This window comes from Sphingomonas sp. SRI_018 (assembly GCF_057586275.1).
The window spans coordinates 132525-146229 of record NZ_JBYCZO010000001.1; the positions used below are offsets into that span (position 1 = coordinate 132525).

Sequence of the window (13705 nt, forward strand, 5' to 3'; positions counted from 1 at the left end):
ACTATGCGGCGGCCCGAGCGGTGGCAGTGGCCGCCTGCATGCCCTTCAGGTCGAGCAGGCCCGCCGCCAGGGCAGAGCGCAGGGCGAAGCCGGTAACCTCGTCGACGTGCAGCGCGAGACCCAGCCCCGTGACGATGAAGCTGCCCGGCGTGCGCGGGTCCATCATATGGGTGAACAGCGGGCCGCTCGGCACCTCGCCGAGGCGTCCGCGGATCGCCGGCATGGCGGCACCCGGCGCGGACGGATGCGGGGGATCGCCCTCGGGCCCGCCCTGCGGCTCCGCCCGTTCGGGCAGCGTGCCCTGCCACTTCTTGCCGAACATGCGCGAGGTGATCCGCCCGTCCGTCAGCTGGCCGAGCATCTCGCACCACGACTGGCACGGCGAGACGGTGCCCGCGATCATGCGCTCGATGCTGCGATACCCGCCCACGGCGATGGCGAGCTTGTCGAGGGCCGGATCGTCCTCGGCGACCATCGTCGCCAGCGCGACGGCACCTTCGCTGACGGCGACGCGCGACCCTTCGCAGGCGCGCATGTCGAGCAGGACCTCGGCGGTCCGGTCGGAAATCTTGGTCACTTTCTGGCCTCCTCGTCGATGATGCGCTGAAGAAGCACGCGCATCGTGGCGGACTTGGTTTCGAGGTCGTGCAGCTGCTCCAGAATGGTCCACGCCTCCTTGGCATCGACCTTGCCGTCGTCGCTCAGCGCGCGACGGACCTCGGCGGCGACGTCGCCCAGCTCGGCCGTCATTTCGGTAAGCGAGAAGGTGACGCCCTCGGGATCGTCCGGCCCGGTGGGCAGCTGGACGTAGACGCCGCCCAGCAGGCGGGCGTAGGCGCTCAGGATGGCGGGGTGCCCGGCCTTCCCGAAGCCGATGCTGTCGATGATCACCGCATCGCGAATCGAGATGCTGTCGACATGCTCGGGCGAGCAGCAGCGCGAGAGTTGCGAGGTGGATTTGCCCGTCTCGCGGGCGCAGTCGTCGAGCCCGCCGGCAAGCTGCACGCCCAGCTTCGTAGCTCGGGCGAGGCGCTGCTCTTCGGCGCTCAGGGCACGCTCAGCCATGCACGGCCTCCATGGGGGAAAACTTGGTGTCGATTCCCGGTGACGGCGCTGCCATGCGGGTCGTATCGGTGGCGGCATGATCAGCGGAGCAGCCATCGCCAGCCACCAAGCAGCCCGTCTGCCAATCGATCGTCTTGCCTTCGGTCGCGGCAAGAAGGTCGAGGTGGCCACGACGGCCAAGCGGGATGCCGTTCTTCCGCCAGCTATGGACGGTGGAGAGCGGTACTTTCGACTTACGGGACAGCTCCGTGCTGCCGCCGAATGCGTCGATGATGCGATCGGAAACGGTCGTCATGGCCGAGTGTCTGCGATAATCGCAGACAAAGCGCAAGAGGAAATCTGCGATAATCGAAGTTGCGATTATCGCAGAGCGGCTGTTCATGGAGCCATGGACAACGCCGAAATCCGGGAAGAACTGCGCCGCCGTAATATGAGCCAGCGCGACCTCGCCCAGGCCATAGGCATGGACGAGAACCATCTGACGAAGGCGCTTGCCGGACGCCGGCAGTGGAAGGCGTTCGAGATGGACGCGATTCGCCGCGAGCTCGCCCCGGAGCCGGGGACTGAGGATCATCTCGGCGTCAGGACGATTCCCCTGTTAGGGGACGTTCCGGCGGGGTCTTTCCAGCCTCAAGAGCAGCGTGGCGGACGTCGGCTTCTAGTCAGCGATCCGGACGTACCAGCACGTGCCTACGGGCTCACCGTGAAGGGCGATTCGATGGACCTGATCGTACCTTCTGGGTCGACGGTGATCATCGATCCGGACGACAAGAAGCTCTGGCCGGGCTTTCGCTACGTCGTGCGAACTGCGGACGGAGAGACCACATTCAAGGAATATCAGGAAGGCCCCGCGCGGCTCGTGCCGTGCTCCAGCAACCCGCAGCATCACGAGATACCGCTAGGCTCTGAGGCCGTGATCATCGAAGGCCGAGTGATCGCCTACATGATGCGCGACGCCCCTAGGCGCTTAACCTAAGCTCTTCATCCCGCTTCCACTCTATCTCGGCGCAGCCGTCGAACCAGAGCTGCCCCCATTCGTCATATTCGGCCAAGCCCGCGGCTACCGCGTCCATCTTCGCCTGACGCTCCCGAGCTCGCCAAGGACCCCGCGGCTCACCAAATGCAACGACTCGATACAGCAGCGCCACACCAACCTCTCTGCGCGACTCAGTGGAAATAGGAACATACAGCGAACAGTTTACAAGGTGTAGCTACATCACTCTGCGATATTCGCAGAAATCGTATTGACTAGCAGTCTGCGAATATCGCAGAACGCCTCCACCAGATGGAGGCCAGCATGGAAACGCACCCCACACCTTTCGCCGCTACAGTCCGCGTGACTGCGCTGCTCGCTGGCGGCGCATGCCGCGGCATCAACCTCAGCTACATCGGCCAGGATGGTCGCGCGGTCGCGAACGCCTTCGCCACGCCCGAGGACGTCGAGGCGCACGCCCACGATCTGCTGGCGCTGGTCGCCGCAGCACGCGCACTGCACGGCGACGCTCGCTTCGGCGAGGCCCCGCGCGTCCGCTCGACGCTGATGCGCGACCTGGCCGTCGGCGAGCCGCGGCAGGCCACGGCCACGCTGCACGAGACGCTGCCCAGCCTCGACGGATTCCGCCTCTCCCGCTTCGACCGCATCCTCGCCTCGATCCCGCAGGTGCAGGCATGATCGCGGTCCCCCACGAGTGGCAGGACAGCCGCCTCGGTCACGGCGAGCAGGTTTGCATTCACTGTTGCGCGACCAACCGCGAACTTGCGGTGATCGGCAACCTGAGTCACTGCCCCGAACGCGCAGTGAAGGAAGCGGGCTCACCCTTGGAGACCCACACGGCGCACCTGCTCCGCTCGATCAAAGACCCCGCCGCGCCAATCTTCACCTTTGGCGACCTGGTGCGCTACTCGGACGGGCCGACAGCTATCGGCGTGATCATCTCCGATCACTCGTCCGGCTTCCACATCGACCACGTCCTCGGCGGATGGGTGTGGCACGCGACCGCGTCGCTGCGGCCTGCCGATCCCGAGGACCATGCCTTGTGGCTCCGTAAGCGGCGGACTCGCCCCACCGGGCTGCATCATCTGCCGCTCGGTAAGGGCGAGTTCCTGAACGAGCTGCGCGAGGTCAACAGCGCGCGCTACGACACATGGACCGCGGGCCAGGACCCCGGCGCCATGTTCGATGCGCTGGAGCTCGGCGGCGAGGTCGGCGAGCTGCTGAACATCGTCAAGAAGCTGGAGCGCGAGGAGCGTGGATGGCGTGGCTCTCGGGTCGATCCGTCCGAGCTGGCGAACGAGTGCGCCGACGTCCTGATCTGCCTCGACAAGCTGGCCCGCCGCTTCGACATCGACCTGATCGCAGCGACCGTCGCCAAGTTCAACGCGACGTCGGAGAAATTCCACTTCCCGCACGCGCTGGGCGACCGCTCGGAGCCGACGACGTGAGCGCGCCTTTCAACGGGCTGACGCCCGCACAGGCTGAACGCCTCAACATGCTGGCCGAGGAAGCCGCGGAAATCATCGTCGCTGTGGCGAAGATTCTGCGCCACGGACCGGGCAGCTACAACCCGGACGCGCCGGAGGACGGCTCCAACGTCGAGCAGCTCAACCGTGAGATCGTCGACTTCCACGCGGTCCTGCTCGGTATGCACGCTGCGGGCGACCCCTACGAGCTGCCCAATCCCGCGCCCACCGTCGCTGCATGGCAGAAGAAGCTGCGCTACGCGCACCATCAGGAGCCGATGTGATGCGCCCCGGCTTCGTCCCGCGCGTCCTCGTCGCCTGCGAATACTCGGGCACCGTGCGCAACGCCTTCTTGGACCGCGGGTTCGATGCATGGTCGTGCGACCTCCTGCCCGACGAAGGCGGCAGCAATCGCCATATCCGCGGCGACGTCCGCGACGTACTCAGGGATGGCTGGGACTTGCTGGTCGTGGCGCACCCGCCCTGCACCCGCCTCTGCCGCTCGGGTCGCCGCTGGCTCTCGGGGCCGGGCAACATGACGCCGCCCAAGCAGCTGCCGAAAGGGCGCAGCTGGGCAAGCATGATTTCCGAGTTCGAGGACGGCGTTGATCTGTTCATCGCGTGCTGGCGCGCGCCCATCGAGCGCGTCGCGATCGAGAACCCGGTGATGCACGACCTGGCTCGGGCTAGGATGCCGGCGGACGTTCCCGCCCCGAGCATCGTGCATCCGTTCTGGTTCGGCCATCCCGAATACAAGGCGACCGGTTGGTATCTCCGCGGCCTGCCGCCCTTGGTCGAAACCCGTCGCCTGCCCGAGCCCGCCCCGAACAGCGACGAGTGGAAGGCATGGAACCGCGTCTGGCGCATGTCGCCCCGCGAGGACCGCGGCAAGGAGCGCTCGCGCTTCTTCCCCGGCATGGCGGCCGCCATGGCCGACCAGTGGGGCGCCCTGCTGCTCGAAGAGCTGCGGAGGGTCGCGTGAGCTTCGTCCTCGATCGCCTCGGCATTCCCAATCTAGATGCGTTCAAGCTCGACCCCGAGCAGAATATCCAGATCACCTTCAGCATGGGCAGCTCGTCCGCGTTGAAGGTGTGGGCGATTGCCGAGGCGAACGGGGGCATTGCGCCAAACTGGCAGGTTCTAACGACCAACACCGGCTTTGAGCGCGCCGAGTCGCTCGACTTCTGGAGCGACTTCCAGCGGCACACTGGCATTCCAATAACGATGCTGGAGCGTCGGTCTCAGGGCGCCGTGGAGGTTGTAGGGCACAACGGACTATCCCGCGCTGGCGAACCCTTCCTTGAGCTTGTCAGCGAGCCCATCAAGCGCCGCGACGGCACCATCGGGCCGAGACCGCTACCGAGCGATGGACCCCGCCGCCTATGCTCCGGGGAGCTGAAGACTAAGACCGCGCACCGTTACCTGCGGTCGCTGGGCTGGAGCCGCTATTACACGACGCTAGGCTTTCGTGCTGACGAACGGGGCCGGGTCGAGCGCCGGAAGAAGCAGGATGCGAAGGCGGGCCCCGGTGTCGTCGAAGGCGGCATCGGCCTGTTCCCGCTTTACGACGCGCGGTTGGACCAGGTCGATGTTCTTCGGTTCTGGGGAGGCGAGGCATGGGATGCGGATGAGCTATTCAATCGCTTCCAGCTCAACCTCGGCCTCGACGATCGCGGGCCCCTCGGCGACGCCATCCCTTGGCGCCTCAGAATCCCGAGCTGGCTGAGCAACTGCAACAACTGCTTCATGGCGGCCGAAGCCACCATGAAAAACCGAATCGCGCTCGATCCGTCGAGCGTGGAGCCGTGGATCGCCATGGAAGGCGTGGATCGCGGCATCGACCAGCGGAACGGCAAAGAGCGCAACCGATTCTTTCGTCCGGACCGAAAGACCATGGCGCAGCTTCGGGACGAGGTGCTGGCCGGCGACTTCTCAATTGACCCGAAGGCAATGAGGCGTCGCCCGGTATGCGGGACGTGCCACGGATGAACGCGACCGAGGCCACCCATGCCTGATGAGGCCCCAGCCTTCAGCGGCGACTGGGAAGCGCTCGCGCGCTTCACCCGCAAGCTGCTCGCCGATCGCCGCAACTCGTATCACGAGGACGACGACCGCATCCGCGTCATGGCCGCCATCGCCGAGACCTGGCGCTGCGTCGAGGCGCAGGAGGATGTCTCCGCCTACGAGGAATTCGAGCAGCTCGGGGCCTACTGGGGCGAGATGCTGGCGGACATCGAGGTCCTCGCTACGCGCGCCAAGGCCCGCGCAGAGCGAGCTGCGGCGCGCAGCGATGTCGAGGAGGGATATAAGCGCGGCACCGCGATCACCAGCGCGCTCGCCGACACGCTCCTCGCCTATCATCGGCCGTATCACGGCGGCGCTTGGGGGACGCCGATGATCATCTTTTGCCACATGATCAATCAGGAGCACCGCGCGAAGCGGAAGCAGGCGGAAAGGCTCGCGGCATGACGGCGGCCGAAATCCTTGAGGCTCTGATCGCCGAATGTGATTCCACGATGATCTGGGCGAGCGAGCTAGCGCTGTCGACGGGCACTCGCCGGTGCGACTTCTGGACCTTGGCCCCCTGTCAGTCGAAGGGATACGCGGCCACCGCCTACGAAATAAAGGTGAGTCGCGGAGACTATCGCCGCGACACGCACGAGAAGCAGCGCGAGGCTCGCCTCTTCAGCGACCGCTTCTACTATGCCACCCCGCCGGGGCTGATCGCACCCGACGAGGTGCCCGACTGGGCGGGGCTCGTCGAGCTCGTCGACGGCAAGAAGAAGATCATCGTTCCGGCGCCGCTGCGCGACAAGGACGCGCCCAGCTGGGAGCTAGTGGTCTCCCTGCTGCGCAATAGCGGTCGCGTTCGTCGCGACGACGACGTGATCAAGAAGCAGCGCAGCTACTACCTTTCGCAGCTTCGCGCTGCCGCGGCGCAGCTGAAGGCCGAGGGAAGGCAGCCTTGGCAATACGGCATCAATCTATGAACGCGCTCAGCACCAAGGCGCACAAGCGCACCTACGCCACCACGGCCAAGATCAAGGCGTTGGCGCCGACGCTGGTCGCGGTCGCGCGAGAGTGTGGCCTTGACGTGACCGGCATCGAGGTATCCCCTGACGGCGCGATCCGGGTGATCGAATCGCGCGAGGCGCCGAAGGGCGGCAACGACTTCGACCGGTTCGCCGATCAACTCTGAGGGAAGGCATGGCCGTCCAATTCATCAAGTCGGCGCGCAAGGGCAAGCCGGTCACCTGGTACATTTACGCTTTTCGCGGCGGCCCGCTGATCCGCAAGGAGGTGAGCCCGCGCAAGCCGAAGCTCACGTCGGCGGATCACGCGGCAATATCGGCCGCGATCACCGACGATCGCGCCATCGACCCGCGGAGCTTCCGCTCAGTCATCCGCGCCTGCATCCCGGTCAACCCGGCGAAGGACGACGAGGAGGCGAGCGAGGAGTGGAAGGCCTGTTCCGCCAACACGAAGCGCGTTTGGCGCCCGCACGTCGACCTGATCGAGGCGCGCTGGGGCAAGTTCCCGACGAGCGTATGGGACGACCCGCGCATGGTCGAGAAGGTGATGAAGTGGCGCGACGAGCGCGCCGCCACGCCCCGAACCGCCGACATCGGCGTCCAGGTCCTCGACTTCATCCTGACCTACGCGAAGCTGCGCGGTCGGGTGCGGCTCAACGTCGCGGCTGAGGTGCCGGCGCTCTACCATGGCGCCGATCGAGCGGAGGTCATCTGGACCGAGGAGGATTTCGCCAAGTTCGAGGCGGCGGCGATCACCGAGAAGCGGAACCGCCGCGCGCTGCTGGACGGGCTCAGGCTCGCGGCGGTGACAGGGCTGCGCCGCGAGGACCTGATCACGTTGACCTGGTCGCAAGTTGGCGAGTTCGCGATCGTGAAGAAGGCGCTCAAGGTGAGCCGACGCAAGCGGCGGCGGGTTGTGATCCCGCAGACGCCCCAGCTGGAGGCGGTGCTCGCCGAGCTGCGCACCCGGCCGCGCAAAGAAGGCGTCGAGACCGTCCTCGTCACCAACCACGGCAAGCCATGGTCGGTGAACGGCTTCGGCGTCGCCTTCTCGGCGATCAAAGGCGAGGCCGGGATCGTTCACGTCGACGAGGAGGGCAACGAGACCCCGAAGCACCTGCACGACGTGCGCGGCACGTTCTGCACGATGCTGCTGACAGAGTGGGACCTCACCGACGACGAGGCGGCCGAAATCATGGGCTGGTCGCCCGCCAGGGTGGCCCATATTCGCCGGGTCTATGTTGACCATAAGGCGGTCGTTGTGGCACTGGGCGCTCGCATCGCTGCAAAACAGATTGCAAAACAAGCTGGCAGTGGCGCAGGAAACTGATTAAATATCAGGCTCTTGCGGGTATAGCACAATGGTAGTGCAGCAGCCTTCCAAGCTGAATACGCGGGTTCGATTCCCGCTACCCGCTCCACGGCAGCATCCCCTTCCATGACGGCTTTTTCATCGCCCCGTCACCGGCACGCCATGCGCGCTGTCCGATAGTCCGCCCCATGGCCGATCCTCGGCCGAGGAGACTGTCGATGACCCGTTCGCTCCTGATTGCCGCCGCGTCCGCGATGCTCTTCGCCGGCGCGCCGGCCTTTGCTGCGCCGTGCCGCGATGCGCACGGCAAGTTCGTGCGCTGTCCCACGGCGGCGGCAAAGACCGTGAAGGCCACGAAGACGATGACGGCGGCAAGAACGATGCCCGCCAAGACCGCCAAGGCGTCGCCGGCCCGCTGCCGGCTGGGCGGCAAGTTCGTGAAGTGCGGCACGCCGGGTTCCAAGGCGGCGTGACGTCGCGGGCGGTCGCCGGCTCCTCCCTCCTCGCCGCCGGCGGCCGCCCGTTACCTTCCCTCACCGGCTGATTGGATATTTCTTAATCCATCGCTTGCTAGCCTCCGCGTCCACGGCGGGGGAGGCTGGATGGAACGCGGGCCGGCACCGATGATACCGAGGCGCCGCAAGGGGGACAGGGTTTCCTCTGGCGGACCGGCGGCGACGCAGCAGATTCTGCTCGAGAGCGATTGGCGCCCGGAGCTATCGCGCTTCGGCGGCGGGCAGGAACCGCGCCCTACGCGCCAGCGTGGTCCGGTCAAGCGCAAGCCCTCCACCCGCCCGACCAGTTTCGCGGTCGAACGCAAGCAGGCCGAGGCGATCGTCGAGCGCTCACGCACCGCGCTGATCGAGACATTCGACGAGGTTCGCTTCGGCCGCAGCCTGCCGCTCGACACGCTCGCCGACGTGGCGGAGGAGATCGCGAGCTCGATGCTGCGCAATCCCTTCGCGATCACCGGGCTGACGCGGCTCAGGTCCCGCCACGACTATACCTATGTGCATTCGGTCGGTGTGTGCGCCTTCATGGTCGGGCTGGCGCGCGAGCTCGACATCGACGAATCGCTCATCAACGAGATCGCGCTCGCCGGCCTGCTGCACGACATCGGCAAGGCGCGCGTGCCGGTGGCGGTGCTCGACAAGGCGGGGCCGCTCACCGACGACGAGCGGGCGACGATCGTCACGCATCCGGCGCTGGGCCACGCGCTGCTCAAGCGCTGCGGCTGCGACGCGCCGATCGTGCTCGATGTCTGCCTTCACCATCACGAGCGGTTCAACGGCACCGGCTATCCGGAGGGGCTGGCGGGCGAAGAGCTCAGCGTCTTCGCGCGCATCGCCGCGATCTGCGATGTCTATGACGCGATCACCTCGGCCCGGCCCTACAAGGACAGCTGGTCGCCGGCGCAGGCACTGGAGTGGATGACCGGGGTCGAGGGGCATTTCGACCGGCGCATGTTCCTGGCGTTCCGCCGGCTGGTCGGCGCCTTTCCCGCCGGCACGCTGGTACGGCTGGCGAGCGACCGGCTGGCGGTGGTGCTCGACGGCGGGGGTGGCAGCACCGCGACCCCGCCGGTGCTCACCTTCCACTGCAACGCGACCAGCCGAGCGGTGCCCTATGAGCGGATCGATACGGCGTTCGATCCGATCGTCGCGATCGAACGGCCCCACCGCTGGTCGCCGGAGGAGTGGGAGGCGCTGCGCGATCGCCTGCTCGCGCATGGCCGGGAGTGCGGCCTGGCCGCGTGATCCGGGAGGGCGGTGCAGTCGGCGCGCGCCGCGGTAACGTCCGTCTTTCCTTCGCCGTCACCCATCATGAGACGGGCTGCAGGTGGAAACGGATCTCGCCGATTCCCTTACTTGGCGATCAGCGCGTCGCTGATCGAGCAGGCCGCCGGGCCCAGGATCACGATGAACAGCACCGGCAGGATGAACAGGATCAGCGGCACCGTCATGATTGCCGGCAGGCGCGCCGCCTTTTCCTCGGCGCGCATCATGCGTTCGTGACGGAACTCGGCCGAGAGCACGCGCAGCGCCGAGGCGAGCGGGGTGCCGTATTTCTCGGTCTGGATCATGGTGGTGACGACGCCCTTGATCGCGTCGAGCTTGACGCGATGCGCGAGATTCTCGAACGCCTGCCGCCGGTCGGTGAGGAAGCCCAGCTCGATCGCGGTTAGCGAGAATTCCTCGCCCAGCTCGGGATAGGCGCGGCCCAGCTCCCTAGCGACGCGGTGGAAGGCGGCATCGACGGTCAGGCCCGCCTCGGCGCAGATCACCAGCAGGTCGAGCGCGTCGGGCAGGCCCTTGCGGATCGCCGCCGAGCGCTTGTCGATCTTGTTCTTGAGATAGAGGTCGGGCGCCTTGTAGGCGAGGATGAAGGTGCCAGCGACCAGGCCATAGGCCTTGACCGGGCTCCAGTCGGCAAACCCATCGGTGCCGTAGACCCAGTAGAGCATCGGCCCGCCGAGCACGATCGGCAGCACGAGCCGGCCGAAGATCACCGCGACCGCCCAGTCCTTGGAGCGGATGCCGGCCTGGAGCAGCTTCTGCTGTGCGTCCTTGATCTGCGAATCCTGCAGCACCTTCATCGAGGAAAGCAGCGCGCGAATGCGGTCGGTGGTCTCGTTGCGCTGGACGAGCTTGGCGCGGCGCTTCGACGTCGAGGCGGTAATGCCGGCCTTCAGCTGCTCGCGCCGGTCGTTGAGCGCTTTGACGCGCTTGGCCATCGGGTCGCGCACCGTGGTGGCGGTGTAGATCGCGAACAGGACTGCCAGCGCGGCGACGCCCGAGAGCAGGGTCGCCGCCCAGATCACGTCGATGCCCATGATGGTCGGGCTGTGGGGAGGAGGGGTCACGGTGCCGTTCTCAAATCTCGAAGTTGATCATCTTGCGCATGATGAACGCGCCGATCGCCATCCAGACGAGCCCGCCGCCGCCGGCGATCATCAGCCGTTCGTCGACGAAGAAATTCTGCATATAGCGGCCGTTGATGTACCAGATGAGGCCGAAGACGATGAACGGCAGCGCGCCGATGATGTAGGCGGACGCCTTCGATTCCGACGACATCGCCTTGATCTTGAGCTTCATCTGCGCACGCTTGCGCAGCACGTCGGCGAGATTGGACAGCGTCTCGGCGAGGTTGCCGCCGGTCTCGCGCTGGATTGCGATGGTGATGCAGAAGAACTGGAATTCGGGCGTGCCGAGCCGGTCGGCGGTCTCCTGCAGCGCCGCGTCCATCGTCCGGCCGATCTTCATGCGGTCGGCGATCGCGCGGAATTCCTCGCCGACGGGACCCGGCACCTCCTGCCCGACGACGCCGATGGTCTCGGTGATCGGCAGGCCCGAGCGCAGGCCGCGCACCAGCAGCTCGATCGCGTCGGGGAATTTGGCGTTGAACTGGGTGATGCGGCGCTTGATGAGGAAGCCGACGGCCATGTGCGGCAGACCGACGCCGAAGAACAGGCCGATGAACAGCGCGAGCAGGATCGGCGCGCCACGCAGCGCGAGCAGCAGCGCGGGGACGGCGGTGAGGGTGAGCGTCGCCAGGCCATAGCGGCCGACGGTCCAGTTGCGGCCGGTCATGTTGAGGCGCTTCTGGAGCTGCGCCGGATTGGGCAACAGCCGCGAGAAGGTCTCGTCCATCCGGGTCGCGCGGTTGGCGGATATCTTGCGGACCTGCGCCTCGATCGCGATCGCGGAATTGCCGCCGGAATGACGTTCGCGCACCGTCGTCAGCCGCCGAGCGGCGACGCGGGTCGGCGACGGACCGCTGAACGCGATCGCGAGCACCGCGAGCGTCAGGAACGCGCCGGCCCCGAGCATCATCAGCGGCATCAATTCCACCCGATCAACTCCCCCTCAGGGTTCAAACCCGATCACTTCCGCGCCTTGCTGGGCAGCTTCGCCGTCAGCTGGGTGAGCTTGCCCAGCAGCGAGCCGCCGTTCTTGTCCGACTTCTGCGCCTTGCCCGGCACCTTCTTGCCCTTTGCGGGAGCTTCGTCGTCATCGGCTTCGGCCATGCCGGCCAGCTGATCGGCCAGTGCGGTGAGCGGCTGCAGCGACTTGACGCCCTTCGCGGCCTCGGCGAGCGGCTTGCCCAGCTTGGCGGCCTGGGCAGCCTGCTTGGGTTCGAACGGCACGGTGAAATCGATCTTGCGCTCGATCGAGCTCTCGAAATCCCGCCGGCTGATCTCGAGCTGCGAGGCGGCATGGACGCGATTGGCGACGACCAGCAGCCTGAGGTGCGGCGCGTTCGACTTGAACCAGGCGAGAAGGCGGATCGTGTCGCGGGCGGAGGCGAGCGTCAGCTCGGTCACCAGCACCGCGATCTGCAGGTCGCTGACGAGATGCGGGTGGTTGACCAGCATCGCCCGCGGCAGATCGACGATGGTCGCCTCGAACGCGCCCCTCAGCTCCTCCTGGAGCTGGTAGAAGGCCGCGCCGTCGGTGACGATCGGCGAATGGATCGGCGCCTCGGCGGAGAGCACGGCGAGCCGGTCCGACGCGCGGACCATCGCGCGCTCGATGAACAGTCCGTCGATACGGCTCGGGTTCTCGATCGCGTCGGTGAGACCGCGGCCCGGCTCGAGGTCGAGCGCCAGCGCGCCCGTGCCGAAATGCACGTCGAGATCGAGCAGCGCGGTGGTGCGGCTGTTCTTGCTGCTCAGCAGCCAGGCGAGCGACGTCGCGACGGTCGATGCGCCGGCGCCGCCGCGGGCGCCGATCACCGCGATGCCGCAATGCGGGCGCTCCGATGCCGCCTCGGCGGCGCGAGGGGCGTTCAGGATCGCCTGCGCCTGAGCGAGGCTATCCCGCAGCATGTCGGGATTGAGCGGCTTCAGCAGATAATCGTGGATGCCGCTGGCGACGAGGTCGCGATAGAGGCGGACGTCGTTCACCTGGCCGGCGGCGATCACCACCGTGCCCGGCTCGCAGACCTCGGCCAGCGCGTTGATGTCGTTGAGCGGATCGCCCGATTCGGACAGGTCGACGAACAGGATGTTGGGGCTGGCGGTGACCGACAGCGTCTGCACGGCGTTGCGCAGGCCGCCCTTGTTCACCTTCTCCGACGGCCAACCCATCTCGATCGCGATCGGCCGGATCGCCTCGGCGGTCGTTTCGTCGCAGACGAAGGCGACGAAGGGATCGCGGTTGCCGATGCGTGCGGGATTCCAGGGAGCGTTCATCAGTTTCCGCCCTTCGTCGATTCGCGCTTGACGTCGCCGGCACCCGTCGGCGCCTTGGCACGGAACGTGGTCACGGCCTTGTACGTCGTCATCGTGTCGGCGGTCGGGTCACCCTGCTGGCCGCGGATCAGATCCTCCGGCCGGGCCACCATCGCCGCCAGATTGGTGTTGGTCGCGCAGCCGTAGTTGGACCAGGTGTTGGCATTGAGGTCGCTACCGCGCAGTCCGCTATGATCGGGACAGCCCGGAACCGAGGCGGTCATGCGTGAGACGACCACGCGCGCCGTGCCTGGCGTCAGCGGACCTGCGATCACCGGCACCTTGTCGCTCACCAGGAGGCCATAATGTGCGGCTTCGTCCGTGACCGCCGCGTGCACGCCGCCCGCATAGTCCTGGCTGCCGTCGTCGACCGCGATACGGTCGCCATAGCCGACGTTGAGCGAGGCCAGCCAGCCGGCGAGGCGCTGCCGCTCGCCCGAGGCGAGCCCATCGCCCGAGACGGCGAGGTCGAGCGCGTAATCGGCGCGCGATACCACCGGTTGGTGGACCGATTCGAGGTCGCGATTGCCCACCCCGCATCCGCCGAGCAGCAGCGCCGGCGCGAGAAGGGCCAACAGACGTCCAGGCATCGTCATCTCGATC

19 protein-coding genes and 1 tRNA gene are annotated in these 13705 nt (G+C 66.9%); 13 read left to right on the forward strand and 7 right to left on the reverse strand.

Going from position 1 to position 13705, the window contains the following annotated elements; all coding sequences use genetic code 11:
* Position 1: 1 nt before the first annotated feature.
* From AC2YHA_RS00675 to AC2YHA_RS00685, 3 genes are read right to left on the reverse strand one after another with little or no spacing between them, the layout of a single operon-like run.
* The gene (locus AC2YHA_RS00675) at positions 2-577 is read right to left on the reverse strand and encodes a hypothetical protein (RefSeq protein WP_487399968.1); all 576 of its coding nucleotides are present in this window, start codon (positions 575-577) and stop codon (positions 2-4) included.
* Entirely contained in the window at positions 574-1065 is a 492-nt protein-coding gene (locus AC2YHA_RS00680) for a phage regulatory CII family protein (protein ID WP_487399969.1), read from the reverse strand. The genes AC2YHA_RS00675 and AC2YHA_RS00680 overlap by 4 nt, the downstream gene beginning before the upstream one ends.
* Positions 1058-1360 carry a carph-isopro domain-containing protein gene (locus AC2YHA_RS00685; RefSeq protein WP_487399970.1) on the reverse strand — a complete coding sequence of 101 codons (303 nt, stop codon included), beginning with the start codon at positions 1358-1360 and terminating at the stop codon, positions 1058-1060. The genes AC2YHA_RS00680 and AC2YHA_RS00685 overlap by 8 nt, the downstream gene beginning before the upstream one ends.
* Positions 1361-1453: 93 nt before the next feature.
* On the opposite strand from AC2YHA_RS00685, the gene AC2YHA_RS00690 reads away from it, so the two are divergent.
* The 13 genes from AC2YHA_RS00690 (at position 1454) to AC2YHA_RS00750 (ending at position 9626) form a co-directional block, all read left to right on the forward strand.
* A complete protein-coding gene (locus AC2YHA_RS00690; protein ID WP_487399971.1) occupies positions 1454-2041 on the forward strand; it encodes a LexA family protein in 588 nt (195 codons plus the stop codon).
* A gap of 321 nt (positions 2042-2362) precedes the next feature.
* Positions 2363-2737 carry a hypothetical protein gene (locus AC2YHA_RS00695; RefSeq protein WP_487399972.1) on the forward strand — a complete coding sequence of 125 codons (375 nt, stop codon included), beginning with the start codon at positions 2363-2365 and terminating at the stop codon, positions 2735-2737.
* Positions 2734-3507 (forward strand): hypothetical protein, encoded by a 774-nt coding sequence (locus tag AC2YHA_RS00700; protein ID WP_487399973.1) that lies wholly within the window; start codon positions 2734-2736, stop codon positions 3505-3507. The genes AC2YHA_RS00695 and AC2YHA_RS00700 overlap by 4 nt, the downstream gene beginning before the upstream one ends.
* Positions 3504-3809 carry a hypothetical protein gene (locus AC2YHA_RS00705; protein WP_487399974.1) on the forward strand — a complete coding sequence of 102 codons (306 nt, stop codon included), beginning with the start codon at positions 3504-3506 and terminating at the stop codon, positions 3807-3809. Before AC2YHA_RS00700 ends, AC2YHA_RS00705 begins: the two co-directional genes overlap by 4 nt.
* Positions 3809-4507, forward strand: a complete 699-nt coding sequence (locus tag AC2YHA_RS00710) for a hypothetical protein (RefSeq protein ID WP_487399975.1) — start codon at positions 3809-3811, stop codon at positions 4505-4507. Before AC2YHA_RS00705 ends, AC2YHA_RS00710 begins: the two co-directional genes overlap by 1 nt.
* Complete coding sequence (locus AC2YHA_RS00715) at positions 4504-5514, forward strand: hypothetical protein (RefSeq protein WP_487399976.1); 1011 nt, start codon at positions 4504-4506, stop codon at positions 5512-5514. Before AC2YHA_RS00710 ends, AC2YHA_RS00715 begins: the two co-directional genes overlap by 4 nt.
* An 18-nt stretch (positions 5515-5532) precedes the next feature.
* Complete coding sequence (locus AC2YHA_RS00720; RefSeq protein WP_487399977.1) at positions 5533-5994, forward strand: hypothetical protein; 462 nt, start codon at positions 5533-5535, stop codon at positions 5992-5994.
* Positions 5991-6515 (forward strand): MmcB family DNA repair protein, encoded by a 525-nt coding sequence (locus tag AC2YHA_RS00725; protein ID WP_487399978.1) that lies wholly within the window; start codon positions 5991-5993, stop codon positions 6513-6515. The genes AC2YHA_RS00720 and AC2YHA_RS00725 overlap by 4 nt, the downstream gene beginning before the upstream one ends.
* The gene (locus AC2YHA_RS00730; RefSeq protein ID WP_487399979.1) at positions 6512-6724 is read left to right on the forward strand and encodes a hypothetical protein; all 213 of its coding nucleotides are present in this window, start codon (positions 6512-6514) and stop codon (positions 6722-6724) included. The genes AC2YHA_RS00725 and AC2YHA_RS00730 overlap by 4 nt, the downstream gene beginning before the upstream one ends.
* Positions 6725-6825: 101 nt before the next feature.
* On the forward strand, positions 6826-7887 hold the full coding sequence (locus tag AC2YHA_RS00735; protein WP_487399980.1) for a tyrosine-type recombinase/integrase: 1062 nt from the start codon (positions 6826-6828) through the stop codon (positions 7885-7887).
* A gap of 17 nt (positions 7888-7904) precedes the next feature.
* Positions 7905-7978 (forward strand) — tRNA-Gly (locus AC2YHA_RS00740).
* A 109-nt stretch (positions 7979-8087) separates the two neighbouring features.
* Positions 8088-8342 (forward strand): hypothetical protein, encoded by a 255-nt coding sequence (locus AC2YHA_RS00745; RefSeq protein WP_233783526.1) that lies wholly within the window; start codon positions 8088-8090, stop codon positions 8340-8342.
* Positions 8343-8492: 150 nt separating this feature from the next.
* A complete protein-coding gene (locus AC2YHA_RS00750; RefSeq protein WP_487399981.1) occupies positions 8493-9626 on the forward strand; it encodes an HD-GYP domain-containing protein in 1134 nt (377 codons plus the stop codon).
* A gap of 107 nt (positions 9627-9733) precedes the next feature.
* Here AC2YHA_RS00750 and AC2YHA_RS00755 read toward each other — a convergent pair whose 3' ends face one another.
* Genes AC2YHA_RS00755 through AC2YHA_RS00770 form a run of 4 tightly spaced genes read right to left on the reverse strand, consistent with a single transcriptional unit; the run spans position 9734 to position 13698 of the window.
* Positions 9734-10702, reverse strand: a complete 969-nt coding sequence (locus tag AC2YHA_RS00755; RefSeq protein ID WP_487401674.1) for a type II secretion system F family protein — start codon at positions 10700-10702, stop codon at positions 9734-9736.
* Positions 10703-10742: 40 nt separating this feature from the next.
* Entirely contained in the window at positions 10743-11720 is a 978-nt protein-coding gene (locus AC2YHA_RS00760) for a type II secretion system F family protein (protein WP_487399982.1), read from the reverse strand.
* 32 nt (positions 11721-11752) lie between these two features.
* Positions 11753-13063: a CpaE/TadZ family protein gene (locus tag AC2YHA_RS00765; RefSeq protein ID WP_487399983.1), complete on the reverse strand. Its 1311-nt coding sequence runs from the start codon at positions 13061-13063 to the stop codon at positions 11753-11755.
* Positions 13063-13698: a CpaD family pilus assembly protein gene (locus AC2YHA_RS00770; RefSeq protein WP_487399984.1), complete on the reverse strand. Its 636-nt coding sequence runs from the start codon at positions 13696-13698 to the stop codon at positions 13063-13065. The genes AC2YHA_RS00765 and AC2YHA_RS00770 overlap by 1 nt, the downstream gene beginning before the upstream one ends.
* Between the last annotated feature and the right edge of the window lie 7 nt (positions 13699-13705).

Coding starts and splice junctions, on each gene's coding strand:
- AC2YHA_RS00720 (WP_487399977.1), top strand. CDS start 5,533: ATGCCTGATGAGGCCCCAGCCTTCAGCGGCGACTGGGAAGCGCTCGCG.
- AC2YHA_RS00710 (WP_487399975.1), top strand. CDS start 3,809: ATGCGCCCCGGCTTCGTCCCGCGCGTCCTCGTCGCCTGCGAATACTCG.
- AC2YHA_RS00765 (WP_487399983.1), bottom strand. CDS start 13,063: ATGAACGCTCCCTGGAATCCCGCACGCATCGGCAACCGCGATCCCTTC.
- AC2YHA_RS00700 (WP_487399973.1), top strand. CDS start 2,734: ATGATCGCGGTCCCCCACGAGTGGCAGGACAGCCGCCTCGGTCACGGC.
- AC2YHA_RS00690 (WP_487399971.1), top strand. CDS start 1,454: ATGGACAACGCCGAAATCCGGGAAGAACTGCGCCGCCGTAATATGAGC.
- AC2YHA_RS00750 (WP_487399981.1), top strand. CDS start 8,493: ATGATACCGAGGCGCCGCAAGGGGGACAGGGTTTCCTCTGGCGGACCG.
- AC2YHA_RS00755 (WP_487401674.1), bottom strand. CDS start 10,702: ATGGGCATCGACGTGATCTGGGCGGCGACCCTGCTCTCGGGCGTCGCC.
- AC2YHA_RS00730 (WP_487399979.1), top strand. CDS start 6,512: ATGAACGCGCTCAGCACCAAGGCGCACAAGCGCACCTACGCCACCACG.
- AC2YHA_RS00680 (WP_487399969.1), bottom strand. CDS start 1,065: ATGGCTGAGCGTGCCCTGAGCGCCGAAGAGCAGCGCCTCGCCCGAGCT.
- AC2YHA_RS00695 (WP_487399972.1), top strand. CDS start 2,363: ATGGAAACGCACCCCACACCTTTCGCCGCTACAGTCCGCGTGACTGCG.
- AC2YHA_RS00770 (WP_487399984.1), bottom strand. CDS start 13,698: ATGACGATGCCTGGACGTCTGTTGGCCCTTCTCGCGCCGGCGCTGCTG.
- AC2YHA_RS00725 (WP_487399978.1), top strand. CDS start 5,991: ATGACGGCGGCCGAAATCCTTGAGGCTCTGATCGCCGAATGTGATTCC.
- AC2YHA_RS00745 (WP_233783526.1), top strand. CDS start 8,088: ATGACCCGTTCGCTCCTGATTGCCGCCGCGTCCGCGATGCTCTTCGCC.
- AC2YHA_RS00685 (WP_487399970.1), bottom strand. CDS start 1,360: ATGACGACCGTTTCCGATCGCATCATCGACGCATTCGGCGGCAGCACG.